Source organism: Rarobacter incanus, from assembly GCF_006715765.1.
Taxonomy (GTDB): Bacteria; Actinomycetota; Actinomycetes; order Actinomycetales; family Cellulomonadaceae; genus Rarobacter; species Rarobacter incanus.
Window position 1 is genome coordinate 1,296,095 of sequence record NZ_VFNV01000001.1, and the last position, 22,182, is coordinate 1,318,276.

Below are 22,182 nucleotides of genomic sequence, written 5' to 3' on the forward strand. Positions count from 1 at the left end.
TCGACCCCTGGGCGTCCAGCGATTGTTCAGCGATTGCGGATGCGCCCCGGGCACTCGGTTCGACCCGCGGCGCATCGGCCCGCGGCGTTTACTCGATTCGCCTGACCATCTCCATGCGCGAACGAGTCAGTGCTGCTGCGAGCACAATTACCGTCGCGAGCACCACTGCGGCCGCAAGGCCGAGTTGCCACCACGGGATGACCACGGTCATCAGGGGCCCATACTGGGCTCGATCGGCCAGCGTCAGCGCAACGCCGAGAATTATTCCACCGGCGCTTCCCAGCACCGAACCAGTCACCGCGATGAACCCGGCCTGTCCGGCCGCCACACGCCGGCGAAGCCGCGGCGAGGCTCCGACGGCGGCCATGGTGGCAAGGTCCGGGCGCGATTCGGAGATCGATAGTGACGTCGAGATCCAGGCGGAGGCAAGCACCAAAGCTGCGGCAATTCCCAGCATGATCCATGTGCCCTTGACCGCCTCGTCGTCGGCTGACGCATTAGGTCCCGGATCGGCGGTGACCGTGATGTCAACAGCATCACCCGCGTTGGCAGGCGAACGTGCCGCCCGAGCAATCGCCTCAACCTGACTCGATGTGACCGCAGCCGCGCCGGTTTGCACCACAACTATCCGGCGCTCGACGCTGGCACCCTGCGATTTAGCGACGGCGGGCGGTATGACCGCGGACACGCTCCCCCTGCCCATGGCATCGCATTCCACCGCAGGAACATCGCTTTCCGCTTCAAAATCGGATGGTGCATTGAGGTCACCGCTTCGTGAATTGGCGCTCCAGGTGAATGACGCGGTTCCGTTCGGGCTCACTGTGCCAACCGGCACAACCGCCTTGCCGGAGCGTAGCGCCGCAGCGGCGCCCGGGCACTCGCCCTCCCCGGCCAACGCATCGAAGGAGCTGCCGTCATCGACCGCAATTGATGTCGGAATGGGCCCGAAGTAGTTGTCCACCGCGGGCCGCGAGGTCACGAACGAGTATCCGAGGGGGTAGCTGGTGTCGTCGTCGTAGGACAACGGTGTCGCCCACCCAGCCAGCTGCCATTGATCGTCCAGCATGGCGATCCCGAGCGCGTGGGTGGCACCCGCATCGGGGAACTGGCCGCGTACGGCGTCGGCGATCGTCGCAATGTTGGAATCGCTCAATGGCGGCTCAGTGCCATCCACGAAGGCCGCGATGGTTCCGGCCGGCAAGGCCCACGGGCGTGCAACGACTTCGAAGCGCGCCATGGAGTGTTGGTGGATCGCCACAGCGGTCATGCTAGCGGTGGCCGCCACAATCGCGGCCACTGCTGGCACGGTACGGGCCATATGCCTCGCCGCATCGCGGGCCGCGTAGCGCAGCGCGGTTGGCAGGCGGCGCGCCACCGTAGCGATCGCGGTAATAATGAGCGAAATCATCATGATCAGGCCGACCTCTAAGGCGGCGACCCCGATGATAAGAAGGTAACGGGATGCCATCACGGCTCCCACGCTCGTTGCGCCGGCCCCCGCGGCCGCGAGCGCGATTCCCAGCCACGACAGGACGCTCGGCCGCGACCGCGCGGTCTTGAGGGGACGTTCGCTCGGCGCAACCGACATTCTGCGCGCGGCCGTCATCGCGGGTATCCACGCGGCCGCGGCCGCCATCACAATGCCTGCAATCGCAATGACTACCAACAACTGCGACGGAATCACCAGGTTGGTCACGAACCCTGGCGCAAACGCCCACCCGATGAGGACTCCCGCAACGCCCAATGCAACGCCGATCAGCGACGCAACGGCACCCAGCACTACGCCACCACCCAGAGTCACCGCGGTCAGGGTCCGCCTGTCGGCACCATTGACCGCCATTGTCAGCAGGTCCCTCTCAGCGCGCTGCGCGCCCACGGCAAAGGCGGGACCCACCATCAAGATGGCCTGGGCCAGCCCGATGGCAAGGATCAGCAAAACCCATAGCTGTTCCGTGTGAGTCTGCTGGTCTTGCCACGAGGTATCTGCCTCCCCGGGCAGCGTCGCCGCAGGATCAACAGCGCGGCTGACCGCGGTTGCCCCGACCTCGTTGAGCGCGCGTACGCTACCCCAATCGACGGGTGCTCCCGCGACCAACCAATCGAGCCCGTATTGACCGCTGCCCTGGTAGAGCTGACCCTGGGTGGTGAGGGCCGACGCGATTTCCTGCGCAGCCTGTGCCGCGTCGGCGGATAGCGTGACGGCGTCTGCCGGATACACGGACCTGGTGCCCGCGGTGGGGCTGAGGATTCCAGTTACTGTGTACGTCGCATCAGGCACGTTCACCGATGTTCCAAACGTCTGCGATGCCACCGCAGTAATCGTTTGGCCGGAAACGATCCCCAACCTATCCGCGATTTCGCCAGAGAGCGCGATCTGCCCGGGCACAGACGGCAGTTCGCCCTGTTTGACCGCGTACAGCGCTCGCGTCGCCGTCGTCCAGGTAGTGGCCGTCAATTCCCCGTCTACGCTCGCGTCGCCCGCGGTGAGTCGCCGCGGGAACCGATAGATCGATGTCACGTCCGCTCCCGAGCCAAGCGTCGCGGAGATTTTGGCAGGAAGTGCCCGCACAGCGTCCGCGGTGACCGCGACCGGGGAACTATCATCCTGCGCCTGACCGGTGTCGGTGCCCGCCGGGTAGTCGTACTTCGCATCCGCGCTTTGCCTGACCGCCACGCCGGACACGTAGTGAACCCTCGCGGTCGCCTCGGGACCGATGTCGCGGGCAAGGGTGGTGTTCCAGGTGACCTGCTGGGAGGAGATCATCACCGCAGCGAATGCAGCAACGGCCACGGGGAGAATGACCATGACGACAATGAGGGCAGACCGCCCCCTGGAGCGCCGCGCTTGCCGCGCCCCGTATCGAAGCGCCACGTGCCAACGCCCGCGGCGTGAATTAGCCACCCGCGCGCCACCTCTCAGGTGCCGCCGACGGCCATCGGAATCCTTGCCCGGGGAAGACCCCATCGCGCCCGGCAGGGCGCCGTGGCGCGCATGTGCGGTCACTGCAATCCCACCCCCAGCAGGGTCTCCGGCCCACCGGGAGTCGCCGCCGACTGCACGACCTGCCCATCGCGCAAGAAGATCGTGCGGTCCGCCCATGCGGCATACCGGGCGTCATGCGTCACCAGAACCCCAGCAGCCCCGGCATCGATCCTGGACCGCAACAGGCGCATCACAAGTTCTCCGGTGACGGAGTCAAGGGCGCCGGTGGGCTCGTCCGCCAGAATCAACCTCCTTGAGCCCACAAGCGCACGCGCGATCGCCACGCGCTGACGTTGACCACCGGACATCTCGTCGGGAAACCTGTCCGTGAGTTCGACAGCATCGATCTCCATGAGCGCGCGCCGCGCCTCGCGCCGGGCGGCCCGCGGGCGGCGCCCGTCAAGTTCTAAGGGCAATGCCACGTTTTCGCCGGCAGTGAGCGCGGGGATCAGGTTGTAATCCTGGAATACGAATCCGGCGTTCCGGCGGCGCACCGCTGCCCGCTCTGTCGCCGAAAGCTGGCCGACGCTGTGGCCGCCGATGCGCACGGTGCCCGCACTCGCTATCTCAAGCGCGCCGGCGATCGTTAGAAGCGTGGACTTGCCCGATCCGGAGGGCCCCATCACGGCGACGAGTTCCCCGGGACACACCGTCAGGCTCACGCCGCGCAAGGCATGGACCTGATTCTCGGCCGTGCCGTATGTGCGGGTGATGTCGATAAGTTCCAGCGCTGGAACGACCAGCGTTGTTTCTGGAACGCCAGCTGCGGCGCGCGCGGGCATCATCGCGGTTCCCCCTGCGAGTCGCGAGTCGAGGCGCCCCGAATCACCTTGGATGCACCCTCCATAGCGGGGCGCTGTTGCCGTGCGGACCTGGCGCTGGGCGGAGCGCCGGGCTCGACGGGAACTGCCGCACTCGCGTGCGAATCGCGTTCCGCCCTGGCCAGGGTTCCCTCGATGTGGTCGAGCCACCTGGTCTCTGCTTCGGCCTTGAATATCAGGGAATCCAGAACCAGACTCCAAGCCAGATCCGCGCGCCCCAGCCCTCCCGCGGCCTCCATCGTCGTCAGCTTCAGGTGCGTGTATTCATGCAACGCTCGCATGGTTTCGGCGCGTTGGACGGCCACGACCGCCTGCACGTCCACGCCAGGAACCGTGACCGCGAGCGCTAGCTTGATCGCGACCTCGTCGCGGGCCGGGGCGTCGCGCCCCACTGCCGACTGCCACCACCGCGTGGCTTCGGCTCGCCCCTGATCGGAGAGAGTGAATACGTCGCCGGAGGCCTCGTCCGCATCCCTTTTCACCACCAATCTGTCGCGCTCAAGGCGCCCCAGGGTCGTGTATGCCTGACCGATGTTGAGCGGCCAGGCGCCGCCGGTGCGAGTGTCGAACTCCTGGCGAAGTTGGTATCCGTTCATGGGGCGCTCGGAGAGCAGGGCCAAGAATGCGTGCCGAATCGACATGATCCCTCCTTAGTTACCGCGTAAGTATTGAACCATGCTTACACAGTAACCATGAAGGGTGCAACTGGCGCGCCCGCGTCAGCGCCACCCGATCGCCACCGGACCCAGCGAACGGCGCCAGATCGCGATCGAGGGTCGTGGGTCGGGTTTGCGCGCGGATTCCGAAACGGTCCGGGTGCGCGCGACGAGCGCTATCGAGTGCCGCGTCTTGGTCGCGGTCTATCGGGTCGGCATGCCCTTAGTGGACACCGGCATGCGCGCGCGGTCCGATTCCCGATTGCCGGTGGCGATTGTTACACGCATTGACGAACTCGTCCATGACGAGTTCCTGCCCGGCCTTCACGAGTGGCCGACGCAGCCTCGCAATCTCCGCCCGCTCCCTCGATGGCGATCCGACCGGGTCACAGGGCTGTTCACCCTCGAACAAGCCGGCGCCACGCTGCCTGCGCCACTTAACCATCGATGGCCACGACCGGTGTGATCAAAGACATCGAGCTCACCAAACAGGTGATCCTTCAACTCGCCCTGCGGGCGTATTTGCTGTAGACCGCTGGCCTCAGCTCACCCTGACACGCAGGGGATGACGTCCATCAGCGAAACTACCGTCACAACGAGAATGCTCCAATCCAAGACCCCGAGTGTGGAGAATGCGTACTTCACCTTGAGTCAATTCGACATAATTCGTGGTGACCCATCTGAGCACGAGGCATTCACCACCCGCCGCCATGCCAGGACAGCGACGCTCACCAGCAGGAACGAGACCAAGAGCCATCGGACTGTCAAATTCGCGCTTGCCCTCCAAACATGGTTCTCCTCACACAGCCTTTACGACGTCGGCCACAGTCGGCAAGTCGAGTTCGCAGTCGAAGACGGTCGGTGCATCTGGGCGTCCATGACGGTGAGAAAGCCCACGCCACTTTCGTGTGGCTGGACTGCAACGGTGGCGTCTTCGGCGGTGGCGTAGATGACAGTTCCATCATCACTCTTGGCCTATAACCCAAGTCCCCCTCCGTCAGATAAACATGTGGAGCCCGCCCCAGACGGGACGGGCTCCACATATTTGGCGGTAGCGGTGGGAGCCGTCGCTCGCAGACGCTCGCTCCTCCCAAATCCCCCTCCGTCAGATAAACATGTGGAGCCCGCCCCAGACGGGACGGGCTCCACATATTTGGCGGTAGCGGTGGGATTTGAACCCACGGTGGACTTTCACCCACACACGCTTTCGAGGCGTGCTCCTTAGGCCGCTCGGACACGCTACCTTGCGCCCGCTAGACTACCGTGAAGTGGGCGGAATTCCCAATCGAGCGCACTATTGTTGCCGCGGATCACCGCGCCGCTCTAGGAAGAAGGCCGATAGTTGGGCGGAGCACTCGTCGGCCAATACGCCCGGGACCACCTCAATCCAATGGTTCATTCGCCGGTCGCGAACTATGTCCCAGACTGACCCGCATGCTCCCGCCTTCTCGTCCCAGGCGCCAAGCACAATCCGCCGGATCCGTGCCCCGAGCGCGGCGCCCGCACACATTGCACAGGGTTCCAACGTGACGACCAGCGTCGCATCGGCAAGTCGCCAGCGCCCCACTGCGGTAGCGGCCTGCCGCAGCGCCATCACCTCGGCGTGGCCGGTGGGGTCGCATCGCGCTTCCCTATCGTTCCACCCGCGGCCCAGAATCTCGCCATCGGACCCGACGACCAATGCCCCCACAGGGACATCTCCCGCGGTTTGCGCGCGGTCAGCGAGCGCCATCGCTTCCCGCATCCAGGCGCTCTGGCGTGCAGCATCGGCGGCTAGGTCAAGGGGCGTCACGTCACAAGTGTGGCATCGGTGGCTTTCATAACCCAACGAGCGAACGATCACCCCCGCAATCCGGGCTAAAGTCGCCGACGAAGGCTGGCCTTTGACGGTAGCGTAAGAACTATGGAACTTCACGTAGCTGACCACCCCCTCATTGCTCACAAAGTCACCGTCTTGCGCGACAAGAACACCGATTCCCCGACCTTCAGACGTTTGGTTGAAGAATTGGTGACACTTTTGGCGTACGAGGCAACCCGCGACGTGCGCGTCGAACAGGTTGAGGTGACCACGCCGGTTGCGACGACCACCGGCACGCACATCGCAGACCCTCGTCCCATCGTCGTCCCGATCCTGCGTGCCGGCCTTGGCATGTTGGACGGCATGGTCAAACTCCTGCCGACCGCCGAAGTCGGGTTCCTGGGAATGCTGCGCGACGAAACGACGCTGGAGGCCGTCACCTACGCAAACCGCCTGCCCAATGACATGCGCGGACGTCAGTGCTTCCTGATCGACCCCATGCTCGCAACCGGCGGCACACTGATCATGGCTATCGAATACCTGCTCGAACTGGGCGCCCGTGACGTCACTGCCGTGTGCCTGCTCGCAGCGCCCGAGGGCATCGAAGCCGTGCGCGAGGCGATCGAGGGCACGGGCGCCAGCGTCAAAATCGTCGTTGCCGCAGTCGACGAGCGGCTGAACGAAAAGGGCTACATCGTCCCCGGTTTGGGGGACGCCGGCGACCGCCTCTACGGCGTCGTGGACTAGGCCCGCCCTGCAAGCAACGATGCCCCGGCGGGGGTTGATGACTTACGTCGTCTCCGCCGCCGGGGCACCTGCAAGAATTATGCCACGAGATTCCCGCGCCTCGTGCCAAAAAATTAAGAAACGCGTTCGTGCACTATTTGCCCCACGAACGCGTTTCCACTGAATTTCCGGGAATTCAAACGAAATGAAATCCGGTCAGCGCGACTCGAATGTAAGGCATCCAGGGTGACTCACGTTGTCAGGTCCCGCCCCAATGCGCACGGACGCCGCGCCACACTCTAGGTGAGAGTTGTGCGAGCAGTCGGAGCGGTGGCACGCGCCAACCTCGGCGACTACCTTGTCCAGTCCCCCCTTGACGCTAAGGGGAATGAACGTTGCGCAGCTCGCGGAGCTTGCACCGCCGATAGTGATGGCACCCGCGTGGCAGGCGTGTTCGGTGTTGTAGGAGCACCCGTCAACGGAGCACTCGGCGATCTGGGGAAGGTCAGCTACGGTCGACATTTCGGCCTCCTAATGGTGAGATTTCTTGACTGATTTCACCACGATAAACCGAATTAATAAATCCCGCTAGCAAGTTAGGCCAAACTAATTAATGCGAATTCGCCAACGAATTAGACAACATATTTGTTAGTTATTTGATTCATTCGTTGGCGTTTGAGCGCCCTGCCGGTGCGCGTGCCGGACTTGCCCGCGGCTCGGACCCAGCGCACCGCGAACAACGACGGTTCCCGATTCGCGCTGTGTGCGCGTCTTGCGCACGACAACCACGTTGCCCGACGAACCGGCAGAAAAGATCCGGCTGCCGGGTTCGCGGGTGAGGAGCAAATCAATGTGCCCGCGCAGCCGTGTAACCTCCGACTCAAGCGCCAGGATACGGCGAATGCCCGCGAGGTTGATTCCCTCTTCCTGGCTCATGCGCTGAATCTCGCGCAGCGTTGCAATATCACGCAACGAGTACCGCCGGCCCCGCCCAGCAGTTCGCCGGGGAGTAACCAAGCCGGTGCGATCGTATTGGCGCAGGGTTTGCGGGTGCATCCCCGCAAGCTCGGCTGCCCGTGAAATGACGAAGAGCGGCTCGTTGAGCTGCTCTTCGGTGATGCGGGGGGCGCGGTGGGCGAACTCGTCGGTTCGCCCACCCCGCCCGTTGTCGCTCGGAATACCGGCCATTGTCACAGCGCGGCTTCCCGGCGCAGTTCCTCGCGCACATCGGTGTCCGCAGTCGCCGCAGCGAACTGCTGGACTGCGGTGCGGGTGGCCTCGTCCATGTTTTGTGGAACCACGATCTGCACGGTTCCCAGCAGGTCACCGGCACCCTTCGACGTGGCAATGCCCCTGCCCTTGACGCGCAGGACGCGACCAGACGGCGTGCCCGGAGCGATCTTGACCTTCACCATCTTGCCGTCGAGCGTCGGCAACTCGATCGTGGCACCCAGTGCCGCCTCGGCAAACGTCACCGGAACGGTCAGTCGCAGGTTGCGTCCATCCATCGTGAACACGGGGTGAGGTTCGACATCGACCGAAATAATCAAGTCGCCGGCCGGGCCGCCATTCGATCCCGGCCCGCCCTTGCCGCGCAGTCGGATCTTTTGCCCGTCGTGGACCCCCGCCGGTATGCGAACCTTGACCGGCTTGCCATCGACGCCGAGGGTGACGGTCGAGCCCTCGACCGCCTGCCTGAAAGGCAACCTGGTGCGAGCGCTGAGGTCGCGGCCGGGCCGCGCCATCGGCGCCCCGCGGAAGCCGTTTCCCCCGCCGCCGAACATCCCGCCCAGGATGTCCTCGAAGCCACCGCCACCGGAGGTTGAGAAGCGCACGTTTCCGCCGCCTCCCCCGCCGCCGAACATGCCACCCAGAAAGTCCTCGAAACCGCCCGCGCCGGCGCCAGCGCCGCCGGGTCCCGCCGCGAAACGCGGGCCTCCACCGGCCATCTGCCGCACGGCATCGTATTGCTTGCGTTCCTTGGCATCACTGAGCACGGTGTACGCCTCAGAGATGTCCTTGAACTTGGCTTCCGCCACCGCGTCACCCGGGTTCTGATCGGGGTGATACTTGCGAGCTAGCTTGCGGTACGCCTTCTTGATAGTGGATTGGTCGGCGTCCTTAGAGACACCGAGCGCAGCGTAGAAGTCCTTTTCGATCCAATCCTGTGCGGTCATGGCGCCTCCCTTCGGTGTTCAAGCAGCGTTGAATTTGGGTAATTGTTGAATGTCACTGTGCGGGGCCGGTCACGGCCACACGGGCGGCGCGAACGACCTTTTCTCCAATCCGATAGCCCGGCTCAATGACGTGGCTGATCGTGATCGCCTGCGCGTCGGGGTCCTCCTGATGCATAAGCGCCTCATGCAGGGTCGGGTCGAACTCCTCGCCCACAGCCCCGAAGGACTCCACATTGAACTTGCTCAGCGCCCCGGTAACCTTCTCGACGATTGCCGCGAAAGGTCCCGAAAGCTGTTCGTGTTCTTTAGCGCGCGAGATGTCATCCAGCGCTGGAAGCAGCGCCGACAGCACGTCCTCAACGCCCTTCGTCCGCGCGGCTTCCTGGTCGCGCAGGGCCCGGTTGCGGTAGTTCGTGAAGCTCGCGCGTTCGCGTTGCAGATCGTCGAGCAACTCAGTTGCCTTCGCCTGCGCAGCCGCCAACTCGTCGTCGATTGGTCCCGCCGGATCAAAATCCAGGTGGGCGATTGGGTCATCAGACCCCGCACCCGCGGGTGCGGACCCGGCACCAGCCTGGTCCGCACCCTCGCGCACGTCCCCGGTTTCGGGGTCGATACGGCGGTTGTCAACGAAGTGGAACGGCTCCTTGTCTTCGTTGCGTTCGCTGTTCATGTCCGTCACTTGGCTTCGTCCTCGTCATCGACGATCTCGGCGTCGACCACGTCCTCGTCGCTGGCCGATCCGGCCCCGGCTGCACTTGCCGCATCAGCATCGGCAGCACCCTGCTCGCCCGCAGCCTGTTCCTGCTCGGCGGAGGCGTACAGCGCCTCACCGATTTTCTGCGCGACAGTGCTCAGGTTCTCTGCCTTTGCCTTCACCTCGTCAGCGTCGTCGCCCTCCAGCGCCTTCTTGGTGTCGGCGATGGCCGCTTCGACCTCCGTCTTGACGTCGGCGGGAACCTTCTCGCCGTTGTCCTTGAGGAGTTTTTCGGTCGAGTAGACCAGGGCCTCAGCCTGGTTGCGGGCTTCGGCATCCTCCCGACGCTTCTTGTCCTCGGCCGCGTGCGCCTCGGCTTCTTTGACCATGCGGTCAATTTCATCCTTCGGCAGGGCCGAACCGCCGGTGATCGTCATGGACTGTTCCTTGCCGGTGCCGCGATCCTTGGCGGATACGTGCACAATGCCGTTGGCGTCGATGTCGAAGGTGACCTCGATCTGTGGCACACCGCGGGGGGCCGGAGCGATTCCGGTCAGATCGAAGGTGCCCAGCGGCTTGTTGTCACGGGCAAATTCGCGTTCGCCCTGGAACACCTGGATGAGCACGCTCGACTGGTTGTCCTCTGCGGTGGAGAAGATCTCCGAACGCTTGGTCGGAATGGCCGTGTTGCGCTCGATGAGCTTGGTCATAACCCCGCCCTTGGTCTCGATGCCAAGGCTCAGCGGCGTGACGTCGATCAACAGCACGTCCTTGCGCTCACCCTTGATGACACCGGCCTGCAACGCGGCACCGACGGCGACTACCTCATCCGGGTTGACGCCCTTGTTGGGCTCCTTACCGCCGGTCAGCTCCTTGACGACCTCGGTCACAGCGGGCATACGCGTGGAGCCACCGACCAAAACGACGTGGTCAATGTCCGCAACCTTGATCCCAGCGTCGCGGATGACCGCGTGGAAAGGCGCCTTAGTGCGCTCAAGCAGGTCCTCGGTCATCTGCTGGAACTGCGCGCGGGTCAGCGTGGTGTCCAGGTGAATTGGGCCGTTCTCGCTCATCGACAGGTACTGCATCGAGATGTTGGTGCTCGTCGCGCTCGACAGTTCCTTCTTGGCCTGTTCGGCAGCCTCACGCAGACGCTGCAACGCAATCTTGTCCTTCGACAGGTCAACGCCGTAGCTGTTCTTAACCTCTTTGATCAGGTGCTCAACGATCCGGTTGTCCCAGTCGTCACCGCCGAGCCGGTTATCACCGCTGGTCGCGCGGACCTGAATGGTCGAAAAGTCGTCCTCGTCCTTGCCAACCTCCAGAAGCGAAACATCGAACGTTCCACCACCGAGGTCGAAGACCAGGATGAGTTCGTCTTCCTTGCCCTTTTCCAACCCGTACGCCAGCGCGGCCGCAGTCGGCTCGTTGACGATCCGCAGGACGTTCAGCCCGGCGATCTGTCCCGCATCCTTGGTGGCTTGACGCTCGGCGTCATTGAAGTAGGCGGGGACGGTAATGACCGCATCGGTCACGGGCTCGCCCAGGTACTCCTCGGCGTCCCTCTTCAGTTTGCCCAGAATACGGGCGGAGATTTCCTGTGCCGAATACTTCTTGCCGTCGATCTCTTGGGACCAGTCGGTGCCCATGTGGCGCTTTACGGAACTGATCGTGCGGTCAACGTTGGTCACCGCCTGCCGCTTCGCGATCTCGCCTACCAGGACCTCGCCGGTCTTGGAAAATGCGACGACGGACGGGGTCGTCCGCGCCCCTTCTGCGTTCGCGATAACTGTGGGTTCGCCACCCTCGAGAACTGCTACAACCGAGTTGGTGGTTCCCAGGTCAATTCCTACTGCACGTGCCATGTGTGTTGCACTCCTTCTGTCAAAACTCGGGGTGGATTTGGTCGCCGCCATCGATCCGGCGGACGACACCCGAGCCTCTTGAGTCTCCATCACTCAACTTACGCCTTGAGTCTGCCCGACGCAAGTCTTACTTCACGAAGTTGAGTCTAATTGGCTCAACATAGCGCCGCCCGAGATTATTCCGGGCAACCCACCGCCGTGCGACAATCGACGCATGGCACGCCTTCTAGTCCGTCCCCCGTCACCAAAACTCGGCATGGGCGAGTTGACCCATTTCTCCCGCGTCGCAGTCGACGCGGACTTAGCGTTGGCGCAGTGGCGAGGGTACGTCGATGCCCTCGCCGCTGCCGGATTCTCCCCGCTTGAGGTCGCGTCCGCAGACAATCAGCCAGATGGCGTCTTTGTCGAGGACACGGTTGTCATGCTCGGCGCGACCGCCGTCATATCCCTTCCCGGCGCGGCCTCTCGCCGGGGCGAGATCGACACAATGGCCCGCACCGTGAGCGAACTGGGGGTCGATGTCCAGCGGATCGTTTCTCCCGGGACGTTGGAGGGCGGAGACGTTCTCAAAGTCGGGTCGACCGTCTATGTCGGTCGCAGTTCACGCACCAATGACGCCGGCATCGCCCAGCTGGAGGCCATTGCCGCCCGCCTCGGCTACCGCGTCGTCGCCGTGCCCGTCACCAAGACGCTTCACCTCAAGAGCCAGGTCACCGCGCTGCCGGATGGCACCGTCATCGGGTACGAGCCATTAGTTGACTCCGCCGCGGTGTTCCCGAAGTTCCTGCCGGTGCCCGAACCCGAAGGCGTTGCCGTCGTCGTCCTGGACGAGTCGACCGTATTGATGTCCGCCGCCGCGCCGCGCACCGCCGAGCTGTTGCGCGAACGCGGCCTGGCAGTCATCGCGGTCCCGATTACCGAGTTTGAAAAGATGGAGGGATGCGTGACCTGCCTTTCGGTGCGGGTCCGATAGGACGAGGCCCGCCCTCCCGCTGGTCGAGTAGCCCGGGCACCTTTCGGTCACACGCCCCCGCACAAACCGGCGCACTCGAACCAAAACCCCGCACTCGACGACCCCGCTGGTCGAGTTGCCCGCGCAGCGGGCGTATCGAGACCACCCCCCCCCGCGCGCCGACCGCGCCCCTTTCAGTCAAAACCCCTGCACTCGAACCAAAACCCCGCACTCGACGCCCCCGCTGGTCGAGTTGCCCGCGCAGCGGGCGTATCGAGACCACCCCCCCCGCGCGCCGAGCGCGCCCCTTTCAGTCAAAACCCCCGCACAAACCGGCGCACTCGAACCAAAACCCCGCACTCGACGCCCCCGCTGGTCGAGTTGCCCGCGCAGCGGGCGTATCGAGACCACCCCCGCGCACGCGCCGAGCGCGCCCCTTTCAGTCAGTGCCGGCCAAGAACGGCGACCTTCGAGGGTCGAGCCGCCCCCGGACTCGATCAGCGGGACGCGCGGGGCGCCCGCAGCGCGCGCAACGCCCACAGGATCGACGTCAGATCGACCAGTTCTTGCAGCGCGGCCCCCACCACGGCGGGGATGGCCCCCGCGCCGGCGACCAACATGAGCACCACCGACAGTCCGATGCCTATGCCAATCGACTGCTTCGCTACCCGCACGGTCTGACGCGCTATAGTCACCAGCCGTGCCACGCCGGCGAGCGAATCGACCATGATCACCGCATCGGCGGAGTCCGAGGCCGCGGTGGCGCCCGCCGCCCCCATCGCAACGCCAACATCGGCCGCCGCTAGGACGGGCGCGTCGTTGATCCCGTCGCCGACCATCATCACGGGCCTGCGCGATTCTCCCCGCACCGCATCGACCTTGTCCGCGGGCAGCAGCCCCGCACGGATGTCGTCGATCCCAACCGCGTCGGCGATCACCCGCGCCGTTGCGGCCCCGTCCCCGGTGAGCATCATCACGTGCTCGACGCCCCCACCACGCAGCTCCGCGATGACCCCAGCCGCCTCCGCGCGGACCTCGTCGGCGAGCTCAATCCACCCCGCGTATTTGCCATCGATTCCGACATGAACCGCCAACCTGCCGGCCGGAAGATGCAGGGACGAGGCCCCCGCCTCCCCGTCCGCGGCCCCCGCAAACGCACGGCGACCCACGCGCACAGCCCGCCCTGACACCTGGGCGGCAACGCCGTGACCGGCCTGTTCGACAACACCGCTGGATGCCCGCACGGCCAGGCCCCGTCCCTGTGCAGCCGCAACTATCGGGCCAGCCATGACGTGTCCCGAAAACTGTTCGGCCCCCGCCGCGAGCGCCAGCAACTCGTCGGCGCAATGCGGGCCGTCATCTTGCGGATGCACGGCGACCACCTGGGGGTGTCCGTGGGTCAGCGTGCCGGTTTTGTCGAATGCGGCGGTGCGCAGCCGCGCCAGGATTTCCAGGACCCCGCCCCCTTTGACGACGACCTGGACGCGCGCCGCGCGGCTCATTCCCGCGAGGAAGGCGACCGGGGCCGCGATGAGCAGCGGGCATGGTGTCGCGACCACGAGAACCTGGGCAATGCGGGCCGGGTCGCCAGAGACCACCCAGGCGACCCCGGCGATGACCAGCGCCACCGCCGTGAACGGGACCGCTACCTTGTTCGCGAGCCGGACCATCGGGGCCTTCGAGGCCTGGGCCTCGCGGACCAGATCAACGATTCGTTGGTACTGGCTTTCGGCCGCGACGCGGGTCGCGCGCAGTCGCAGGGCGGCAGCCCCGTTGACAGCCCCGGACATGATCTGATCGCCAGCGCCAACCGATACGGGCATCGGCTCGCCGGTCAGGCTGGCCTCGTCGATGGAGCCATTGTTCGACAAGACAGTGCCATCCACGGGCACGATCTCGCCGGGCAGCACGACCAGTTCGTCGCCGACTGCGACGTCGGAAGCGGCGACGATCTGCGCGACCCCGGAGGCAGCCACGCGGTGCGCCCGGGAGGGAGCTCGCTCGAGCAGGGAGGTCAGGGTGCGATTCGCGCGATGTGAAGCGAAATCCTCCAGCGCCTCCCCGCCCGTGATCATGAGGACGACGATGAGGGACGCCCAATAGTCACCTACCGCAGCCGTCGATACGATCGCAAGGATCGCCAAAATATCGAGGCCGTACTCGCCGGCGGCGAACTCGCGGATCATTCCGACCAGCTGATTGACCGCCACGACCAGGACGAATGCGGTCAGCGGCCAACGGCCATATTCCCCGCGCCCCAGTGCAAGAAGCGCCAGGCCGACCATGGCCACCGCGAGTGTTGCTGCAACCCACGGATAGGCGCGCACCGCCACCAACATTTTCCTCATATATCACGGTATATCAGATACGAGCGCCCCCTCGCATCCAAGGTGAGCCTTGTCTGATCTGCGGCAAATCGTTGGAATTTCAGCGTAAATGCGCTTTTGCTGCGGGCGAATCCCGGCGGGTTTGCGAGTGACTACTCGTCGGAGACCGCGCGCGTCTCACGCCCCTCGAATTCATCGGCCTCGCGCTGCGCGCCGCTTGTGTTGCCGAAGAGCAGTTCGGTGACGATGACGTGGACTCGCTCGACTTTCGGTACGTCCGGCAGTCGCAGCGGTTCTTCCGCCGCGGTCGTGAACACCAGGGTCCCGCAACCGAGGACTCGGTCGGTGATGGAGCGGTCGTAGGTGACGTTGTTGATCCGCGACAGCGGCACATCGTGGCCGGTCTTGTTGAGGATGCCGCGGCGGGTGATGATGCGCCGGTCGGTCAGCGTATACGTGGATGTCGACCAGCGAAGAAAGGGCAAGACAAACCATGCGACGACGCCGAGAGCGGCAGCGATGCCGATGACCCAGTACGACCACGGGCGCCAGGAGTCCGGCACCACCATGACGGCCAGCGCCGCCACGGCCAAGATGGCGAGCAGGGCGAGCACGGGGACGATGAGCGCCTTGGCATGCGTCCGCAGGGAGAGGATTACGCGCTCGTCCTTGCCCAGGATTTTTCGTGAAATTGCCATGGTCCATGGTGCCATGCGCGAAGCGACGCTGACGAGCCCCGCTCCTGTTTGCGCCCGCCAACGAGCGCGCCCGCGATGGGGTGCCGGGGAACGTGCGACATTGGCGATGCCCAGTTTCTACAGCTGCGGGATGAGACCCTCCAGGAATTCTGCGGTATCCGTCCATCCGGTGACGGCGTGGCAGGGAACCCCCAGCGCCTTGACAGGGTAGTCGTTTCCGTCCGGGTCCAGGCGGTCCCCCACGAAGAGCATGTCGTCGAGCGGGATACCGGTCAGCGCGGCCAGCTTCCTCATCCCGTATGCCTTGTCGATGCCCTTACGCGTGATGTCAACGGAGGTGGAACCCCCGGACCGCACCTCCAGATCCGGCACGTCGGCGGCGACTGCGTCGCGCAGCGCGGACTTCTTCGCGCCGGTCGGATCCCACGCGGATTTGGCGGCAACGGGCGCCTGCTGGCCGAGCGCGGAGAACGTGATCTGGCTGCCCCGATCCTCCAGGATCGGCCCCCACGTGTCGGTCTCCCACAGGCCCAGTTCCTTGGCTCGCTTTTCAACGGAGGCGAGCGCCCGGGACTTTTCATCGTCCGTGAGGTCCTCGGCGTAGATCTGATCCCAGCCACCGCTCGAGTGCGTGTAGTACTGCGTTCCGCAGGTCGGCATCAGGTGCAGGCGAGACAGTTCCTGGTCGCTGGCCCCCGTCAGGTTGTCGATGACCTGCATTGTGAACTGGCCCAGTTGCCCACCGGAGATGATGCAAACCGGCACGCGGTCAAGGAGCCTGCGCAGCAGGTCCGCCATGCGCGGGTCGAGTGGCGACTTGGAGGGCGCGAGCGTGTCGTCGAGGTCGAATGCAACAAGTTTGGGGGTGCGGCCGGCGGCGCTGTCAGCAATAGTCACCCGCACATTGTACACAACATGTACCGAAACGTTTCGGCATTGCGTCGTTGCGCTGCATGGGACTCGACGCGCGACAATGGAATCAGGCGCCACCCGTGCCAGCACCTACTTGGAAGGCCAGCCATGATCACCGCCATTGTCCACATCGACACCGAACCAGACCAGATCCCCGAGGTTGCCCAGACCCTCGCCGACCTGCCCGGGGTCTCCGAGGTTTACTCCGTAACCGGAGACATTGACCTGATCGCCTTGGTTCGAGTTCGCCGCCACGAGGAACTGGCCGACGCAATCGCCGCCGGAATCTCGAAGGTGCCCGGCGTCCTGCGCACGCAGACCTTTATTGCGTTCCGCGCCTACTCCGAGCACGATCTGGAGCGGGCCTTCGACCTGGGCCTCGACGACTAAGGACCACGCCCTGATAGCTCTAGCCCTCGCCACGGCCGTAACCGTCGGCGCGATTTTGCCCGTCCAAACAGCGATTAACACCCGCCTGTCGCGCGCCCTCGCATCCACCTGGCTGGCCTCCGCGTCGTCGTTCCTGGTGGGCACGACCGCGCTCGCCGCGGTATTCATTGCGACAAGGCCGGACCTGTCGGGGTTCGATGCCGGCGCGCAGCCCTGGTGGATCTGGATAGGGGGCGCGTGCGGGGTCGTGTTCCTGACGCTCAACATGGTCCTGATGGGCCATATGGGCGCCGCGACCGCCGTCGTCATTCCGGTGGTCGGGCAGGTTGTCGGCGGTTTGATTATCGACGAGTTCTCCCTTGTGGGGGCGCCCGCACACCCTATATCTGCGGCGCGAATAGTCGGCGCCTCGCTGGTCATCGTCGGCGCGTGGTTGTCGTCGGTGAACCGTTCGGCGCGGCCCTTAGCCGCGCCGATCGAAGAGACTAGCCCGGCCGCCCAGCGCACCGGCGGCAACGCGACCCGAACGGCCGCCGGTCCCGCCGCTCAACGGACCGCGAACGCAAGCATCCGGCGGGGGCGTTTCTTGCCCGCCCTCGTGGCTGTGGGCGTTGTCGGTGGGATGCTGTCCGCCGTACAGACCACCGCAAACGGTGCACTCGGCGCGCGCGCCGGCTCGGCGATTTTTGCGGCCCTCGTGTCGTTCGCGGTCGGTGCGGTGTGCCTGGTGGCGATCACCCTCGGCGCGCGCACCTGGCGTTCGATACCGTGGGAGACCGATCGTCCCGCTCCCAAGTTGTTCGTTGGTGGCCTGCTCGGTGCCGCGTTCGTGGCGGGTTCCGCGTACGCGGCCCCCACGCTCGGAACCTCGGTGACGGTCTCCGTCGTTCTGTTGGGGCAGCTGATAGCGTCCCTGGTGATCGACCACTTCGGCGCCCTCGGCGCGGCGAAGCGCCCCGTTACTTCCCTGCGCCTGCTGGGCGCCGCAACGGTGCTAGCGGGCGTCGCCGTCGTGCGACTCATCGGTTGACCGGTTGGCACGGCTGACACGGCTAGACGCCCGCAGAGCCATGCGCCTCATCGGCTAACGGGCTGGCACGGCTAGACGCCCGCAGAGCCGGTTTCCCCTGCGGAACCGATCACTCCTGCGTCGCCCAGCTTCACCTCGGCGTCACGAATCTCGCCTGCAAGCTCGCGGACGGTCGCCCGCAACGCGTTTTCCGGGTCAAAACCCTGCGCGCGGGCCGCCGCGGTCATAGCAAGCAGCATCCTGCCCACTTCGCGTTCGTCCGCGAACGGGAACGACGCGGCCATGGAATCGCGATCCCCCATGAGCCCCAAGGACTCGCCACGGGAAATGACCTTGGCGGCGAGCGCTAACGCCGGGAGCGACTGCGGCACCCCCTCAAGAACCGATGTGCGCGCGGCCTTTTCCTCGTCCTTTATCCGCTTCCAACTGGCTTCGATTTCAGCGATGTCTTGCGTTCGCTGCGATTCGTCGCCGAACACGTGGGCGTGGCGGCGGCGCATCTTCTCGTTCGTGGCAGCGGCGATCGAATCGAGGTCGTACCCTTCGCCATCGCGGCGCGCAATTTCGGCGTGAAAGAGCACTTGGAACAGCACGTCCCCCAGTTCCTCCGCCACCTCTTCCGCGTCCCCCGCTTCGATCGCGTCGATCGCCTCGCACGATTCCTCAAGCAGGTACTTAGCAAGGGTCTTATGGGTTTGCTGCCGATCCCAGGCACATCCGCCGGGCGCGAGCAGCACATGCACGGTTTCGATCAACTGGTCGACGGCAGACTCCGCCCGTGGCGCGTCAGAGAATAGCGATGGCATGCCCCCACCTTACGTGCACCCACCATCAGATGTCGTTGGTGGCCTGGTGCACCGCGGCGAGCGACTGCGGCACCGTCGCGGTCATGCGAGTCCCGTCGGCGCGCCTTGTCCCTTCGATGTCGCCGACATCTGGTGACCCGATGATGCGCGGCGATTCCGGCAGCATGACGGTGACGGCCCCCGCCGAGGTAACCGTGACTAGCTTCCCGCACACGACGATGTCCGCCGCATCGCCGTCCTCCACGCTGAGGGTAACCTCACCCTGCCGCACGTCCACGCGCACCCGCGTGCCAAGCAGGCAGAGCCTGAAGGTGAGTCCCTCCCACACCTCGGGCAGCCGCGGATCGAGCGAGAAAGTGCCCACGTAGTCACGGAATCCGCCAAACCCGCAAACCAGCGCATTCCAGACCCCGCCGATGGACGCAACGTGCACACCGTCCGCCGCGTTGTGGTGCAGGTCGGCCAGGTCCACGAAGGCCGCAGAACGGAAGTAGTCGAGCGCCAGTTCTTGGTACCCCACTTCCGAGGCGATGATCGACTGCACCACGGCGGACAGCGTCGAGTCGCCGGTCGTCAGGGGGTCGTAGTAGTCAAAGTCGGCCAGTTTATCGGCCGTCGTGAATTCGTCACCCTGCAAGAAGAGCGCAAGCACGACGTCGGCCTGCTTGAGAACCTGGAACCTGTAAATGACAAGCGGATGGTAGTGCAGCAACAACGGGCGCTTGTCCGGCGGGGTATTGGGAAGGTCCCACAGTTCCTTTTCCAAGAACTGCGCATCTTGCGGGTGAATCCCCAGGCGGCCGTCGTACGGGATGGCCATGTGCTCGGCGGCCCGGTGCCACTGGGCCGTTTCATCCTCGGTGATCCCCAGTCGCCGGATCGCGTCCTGGTAGTGCTGCGGGAAGTCCCGCTTCAGCAGCGCCAACGCCCGCAACGCCCCGCGCAGGTTCGCGCGCGCCATCACGTTAGTGAACATGTTGTCGTTCACCACCGTCGTGTATTCGTCCGGGCCGGTGACGCCGTGAATATGGAAGGTATCGTCTCCATTTTCGCGCCAGAATCCCAGGTCTGCCCACAGACGTGCTGTTTCGACCAAGAGATCGATGCCCTCGCGGGCCAAGAAATCCTCGTCGCCGGTCGCGTTGACGTACTGACGCACCGCGTGGGCAATGTCCGCATCGATGTGATACTGAGCTGTACCGGCCGCGTAGTAGGCGGAAGCCTCTTGGCCGTTGATGGTGCGCCACGGGAACAGGGCACCGTTCTGGTTCAGTTCGACCGCACGCTGCCGGGCGGCGGGCAGCATTGTGTACCGGAACCGCAACGCATTGCGGGCGTACAACGGCGACGTGTAGGTCAGGAACGGAAGCACGTAAATTTCGGTGTCCCAGAAGTAGTGCCCGGAGTATCCCGAACCGGTCACACCCTTCGCGGGAATCCCATTTCCCTCCGCGCGCGCGGTCGCCTGCGCAAGCTCGAAAAGGTTCCACCGGATGGCCTGTTGCAGTTCGGGCTGCCCGTGGACCTCCACGTCGGATCGTGCCCAAAAGTCGTCCAACCAGGCACGCTGCCGCTTGAACTCGCCGCGCGCCCCTCGCTCCGCAACCCTGTCGAGCGTCATCTCGCAGCGTTCGATGAGCTCACGCGACGGCACACCGCGCGAGGTGTGGTAGCTAACCAGCTTGGTAACCGTGGTGGGCACGCCCGCGCGCGCGTGCACCTGGTAGACCTGCTTGCATACGTCCGCCTCCGCGGATCCCGATTGCGTGTACGGGTTATCCGTCTCGATTGCGTGATCGGCCACCACACCGATGGTCATTCCCGACGAGGCCGCCCGATACCCCAGGGCGAGTCGCCCCTCGCGGTGCCAGTGGACCTCGGGCAGCAGGACTCGTCCCTGTAATGATTCCGCCTTGCGGGGATCCATCCCCTCTCCCATGGCGGCACTGGGAACGTAATACTCGTCTTGGCCGTCTTGCCGATTGAGCATCTGACACGAGATAGTGACCGGCACATCTGCCCCGTCCAAGACCGTTACCTCGTAGGTCATGACGGCAAGGTGACGTTCGGGGAAGGAAACCATGCGCTGCGACACGATGCGCACGCGCCTACCCGATGGCGTTTGCCACACCAAATCGCGGCGCAGCAAGCCGTCCCTGAAGTCCAGTTCGCGGGAATACTGGTGCAGATCCGCGACGGAAAGCAGCAGCGGTTCGTCATCCACGTAGATGCGGATGGTCTTCGCGTCGGGGGCATTGATGATGGTCTGCCCCACCTTCGCGAACCCGAAGGCCTCCTCAGCGTGGCGAATGGTCCAAGTCTCGTGGAATCCGTTGACGAAGGTCCCCTGGGAATGCGAATCGCGGCCCTCTTCGACGTTCCCGCGCAAGCCCAAGTAGCCGTTACCGACCGCGAAGAGAGTTTCGGTTACGCCCAGATCGGATCCGTCGTAACGGGTCTCGACCAGTCGCCAAGGATCAACGGGGAACCGGGTGCGGTCGATCGGATCGCCGTGCGGTGCCTTGCCGTGAGCCATCACTGCGCTCCGTTCGCCGCGGCGAATACGGGAACCGCCTCGGCAAGGTCGTCGACCACCACATCCGCACCGCTATCCAATAGCACCCCGGTGCCCGCACCGCGGTTCACGCCGAGCACCAGCCCAAAGGAGCCGGCGCGGCCCGCGGCCACGCCCGACGGCGCATCCTCGATGACGACCGCCTGCCCGTACGGGACGCCCAGTTGGTCGGCGGCAAACCGGTAGGTATCGGGCGCAGGTTTACCGGCGAGACCCCGCTTAGCGGCCAAGAGCCCGTCAACGACGATCGGGAAGAAGCCGTCGAGCGACGCAGCCCTGAGCACCGCCACCGCGTTGCGGCTGGATGAGACGACCGCCATGGAGACGTCGGCGGCGGCCAGCTGCCTCACGAATTCCAACGAACCTGCGTAGGGCTGCACGCCATCGCTCGCGAGAACGGCGCTGAACTCGTCATTCTTCTTGTTCCCAAGCCCGCACACCGTACGCGCATCCGCACCATCGGCAGGGTCGCCGTAGGGCAGCTCGATCCCGCGCGAGGCCAGCAGGTCGGCGACGCCTGCATACCGCGGCTTGCCGTCCAGGTAGGCAAAGTAGTCGGCATCCGTGTAGGCGGCGACCCCATAGTCGGTAAAGACCTGCCCGAACATGCGGGCCCACGCCCGCATGTGCACCTCAACGGTCGGCGTCAAAACGCCGTCCAGGTCGAACAGGTACGCCGCCTTGCCTATCAGGTCGTCGCTTCGCAGCAGGTGTGCCATTGCCAAGATCCCTTCGGTGCGCCGGATGCGAGGCGGCGCATAGAACACGCCTG

General features: G+C 65.0%; 19 protein-coding genes and 1 tRNA gene. 4 read left to right on the top strand and 16 right to left on the bottom strand.

The genetic code is table 11. The annotated features are described in order from the left end of the window. Positions 1–88: 88 nt before the first annotated feature. The 5 genes from FB389_RS05580 to tadA form a co-directional block, all read right to left on the bottom strand. Positions 89–2,902 carry an FtsX-like permease family protein gene (locus tag FB389_RS05580; RefSeq protein ID WP_170207889.1) on the bottom strand — a complete coding sequence of 938 codons (2,814 nt, stop codon included), beginning with the start codon at positions 2,900–2,902 and terminating at the stop codon, positions 89–91. Positions 2,903–3,000: 98 nt separating this feature from the next. Beyond that, positions 3,001–3,768: an ABC transporter ATP-binding protein gene (locus FB389_RS05585; protein ID WP_142111763.1), complete on the bottom strand. Its 768-nt coding sequence runs from the start codon at positions 3,766–3,768 to the stop codon at positions 3,001–3,003. Beyond that, entirely contained in the window at positions 3,765–4,445 is a 681-nt protein-coding gene (locus tag FB389_RS05590) for a PadR family transcriptional regulator (protein ID WP_142111765.1), read from the bottom strand. The genes FB389_RS05585 and FB389_RS05590 overlap by 4 nt, the downstream gene beginning before the upstream one ends. A 1,169-nt stretch (positions 4,446–5,614) precedes the next feature. Beyond that, a tRNA-Ser gene (locus FB389_RS05595) sits at positions 5,615–5,704 on the bottom strand. A gap of 50 nt (positions 5,705–5,754) precedes the next feature. Further along, positions 5,755–6,252, bottom strand: a complete 498-nt coding sequence (gene tadA, locus FB389_RS05600) for a tRNA adenosine(34) deaminase TadA (RefSeq protein ID WP_281282027.1) — start codon at positions 6,250–6,252, stop codon at positions 5,755–5,757. 111 nt (positions 6,253–6,363) lie between these two features. Between tadA and upp the strand changes: the two genes are divergently transcribed. Beyond that, positions 6,364–7,005 (top strand): uracil phosphoribosyltransferase, encoded by a 642-nt coding sequence (upp, locus tag FB389_RS05605; RefSeq protein WP_142111767.1) that lies wholly within the window; start codon positions 6,364–6,366, stop codon positions 7,003–7,005. A 195-nt stretch (positions 7,006–7,200) separates the two neighbouring features. Here upp and FB389_RS05610 read toward each other — a convergent pair whose 3' ends face one another. The 5 genes from FB389_RS05610 to dnaK all read right to left on the bottom strand — a co-directional run bounded on the left by FB389_RS05610 (position 7,201) and on the right by dnaK (position 11,720). Next, a complete protein-coding gene (locus FB389_RS05610; RefSeq protein WP_142111769.1) occupies positions 7,201–7,506 on the bottom strand; it encodes a DUF1540 domain-containing protein in 306 nt (101 codons plus the stop codon). A gap of 126 nt (positions 7,507–7,632) precedes the next feature. Continuing rightward, the gene (locus tag FB389_RS05615; protein ID WP_246043672.1) at positions 7,633–8,040 is read right to left on the bottom strand and encodes a heat shock protein transcriptional repressor HspR; all 408 of its coding nucleotides are present in this window, start codon (positions 8,038–8,040) and stop codon (positions 7,633–7,635) included. 134 nt (positions 8,041–8,174) lie between these two features. After that, a complete protein-coding gene (locus FB389_RS05620; protein ID WP_142111773.1) occupies positions 8,175–9,161 on the bottom strand; it encodes a DnaJ C-terminal domain-containing protein in 987 nt (328 codons plus the stop codon). 52 nt (positions 9,162–9,213) lie between these two features. Then, positions 9,214–9,831, bottom strand: a complete 618-nt coding sequence (gene grpE / locus FB389_RS05625) for a nucleotide exchange factor GrpE (RefSeq protein ID WP_142113590.1) — start codon at positions 9,829–9,831, stop codon at positions 9,214–9,216. Positions 9,832–9,836: 5 nt separating this feature from the next. Then, the gene (gene dnaK / locus FB389_RS05630) at positions 9,837–11,720 is read right to left on the bottom strand and encodes a molecular chaperone DnaK (RefSeq protein WP_142111775.1); all 1,884 of its coding nucleotides are present in this window, start codon (positions 11,718–11,720) and stop codon (positions 9,837–9,839) included. 214 nt (positions 11,721–11,934) lie between these two features. On the opposite strand from dnaK, the gene ddaH reads away from it, so the two are divergent. Next, a complete protein-coding gene (gene ddaH / locus FB389_RS05635) occupies positions 11,935–12,693 on the top strand; it encodes a dimethylargininase (RefSeq protein ID WP_142111776.1) in 759 nt (252 codons plus the stop codon). 476 nt (positions 12,694–13,169) lie between these two features. Here ddaH and FB389_RS05640 read toward each other — a convergent pair whose 3' ends face one another. From FB389_RS05640 to FB389_RS05650, 3 genes are all read right to left on the bottom strand, one after another. Continuing rightward, positions 13,170–15,020 (bottom strand): heavy metal translocating P-type ATPase, encoded by a 1,851-nt coding sequence (locus tag FB389_RS05640; protein WP_142111778.1) that lies wholly within the window; start codon positions 15,018–15,020, stop codon positions 13,170–13,172. A gap of 131 nt (positions 15,021–15,151) precedes the next feature. After that, entirely contained in the window at positions 15,152–15,697 is a 546-nt protein-coding gene (locus FB389_RS05645) for a PH domain-containing protein (RefSeq protein ID WP_142111780.1), read from the bottom strand. A 117-nt stretch (positions 15,698–15,814) separates the two neighbouring features. Continuing rightward, on the bottom strand, positions 15,815–16,594 hold the full coding sequence (locus FB389_RS05650) for an HAD-IIB family hydrolase (protein WP_246043539.1): 780 nt from the start codon (positions 16,592–16,594) through the stop codon (positions 15,815–15,817). A gap of 123 nt (positions 16,595–16,717) precedes the next feature. Between FB389_RS05650 and FB389_RS05655 the strand changes: the two genes are divergently transcribed. Both FB389_RS05655 and FB389_RS05660 read left to right on the top strand, forming a co-directional pair. After that, positions 16,718–16,999 carry an Lrp/AsnC family transcriptional regulator gene (locus FB389_RS05655; RefSeq protein WP_142111782.1) on the top strand — a complete coding sequence of 94 codons (282 nt, stop codon included), beginning with the start codon at positions 16,718–16,720 and terminating at the stop codon, positions 16,997–16,999. Continuing rightward, complete coding sequence (locus FB389_RS05660) at positions 16,935–18,029, top strand: DMT family transporter (RefSeq protein ID WP_142111784.1); 1,095 nt, start codon at positions 16,935–16,937, stop codon at positions 18,027–18,029. Before FB389_RS05655 ends, FB389_RS05660 begins: the two co-directional genes overlap by 65 nt. Positions 18,030–18,100: 71 nt before the next feature. Here FB389_RS05660 and FB389_RS05665 read toward each other — a convergent pair whose 3' ends face one another. Genes FB389_RS05665 through FB389_RS05675 form a run of 3 tightly spaced genes read right to left on the bottom strand, consistent with a single transcriptional unit; the run spans position 18,101 to position 22,129 of the window. Next, complete coding sequence (locus tag FB389_RS05665) at positions 18,101–18,835, bottom strand: nucleoside triphosphate pyrophosphohydrolase (protein ID WP_142111786.1); 735 nt, start codon at positions 18,833–18,835, stop codon at positions 18,101–18,103. 25 nt (positions 18,836–18,860) lie between these two features. Further along, positions 18,861–21,371, bottom strand: coding sequence for a glycoside hydrolase family 65 protein (locus FB389_RS05670; protein ID WP_142111788.1), 2,511 nt, complete (start codon positions 21,369–21,371; stop codon positions 18,861–18,863). Then, complete coding sequence (locus FB389_RS05675; RefSeq protein WP_142111790.1) at positions 21,371–22,129, bottom strand: HAD family hydrolase; 759 nt, start codon at positions 22,127–22,129, stop codon at positions 21,371–21,373. Before FB389_RS05675 ends, FB389_RS05670 begins: the two co-directional genes overlap by 1 nt. Positions 22,130–22,182 lie beyond the last annotated feature (53 nt).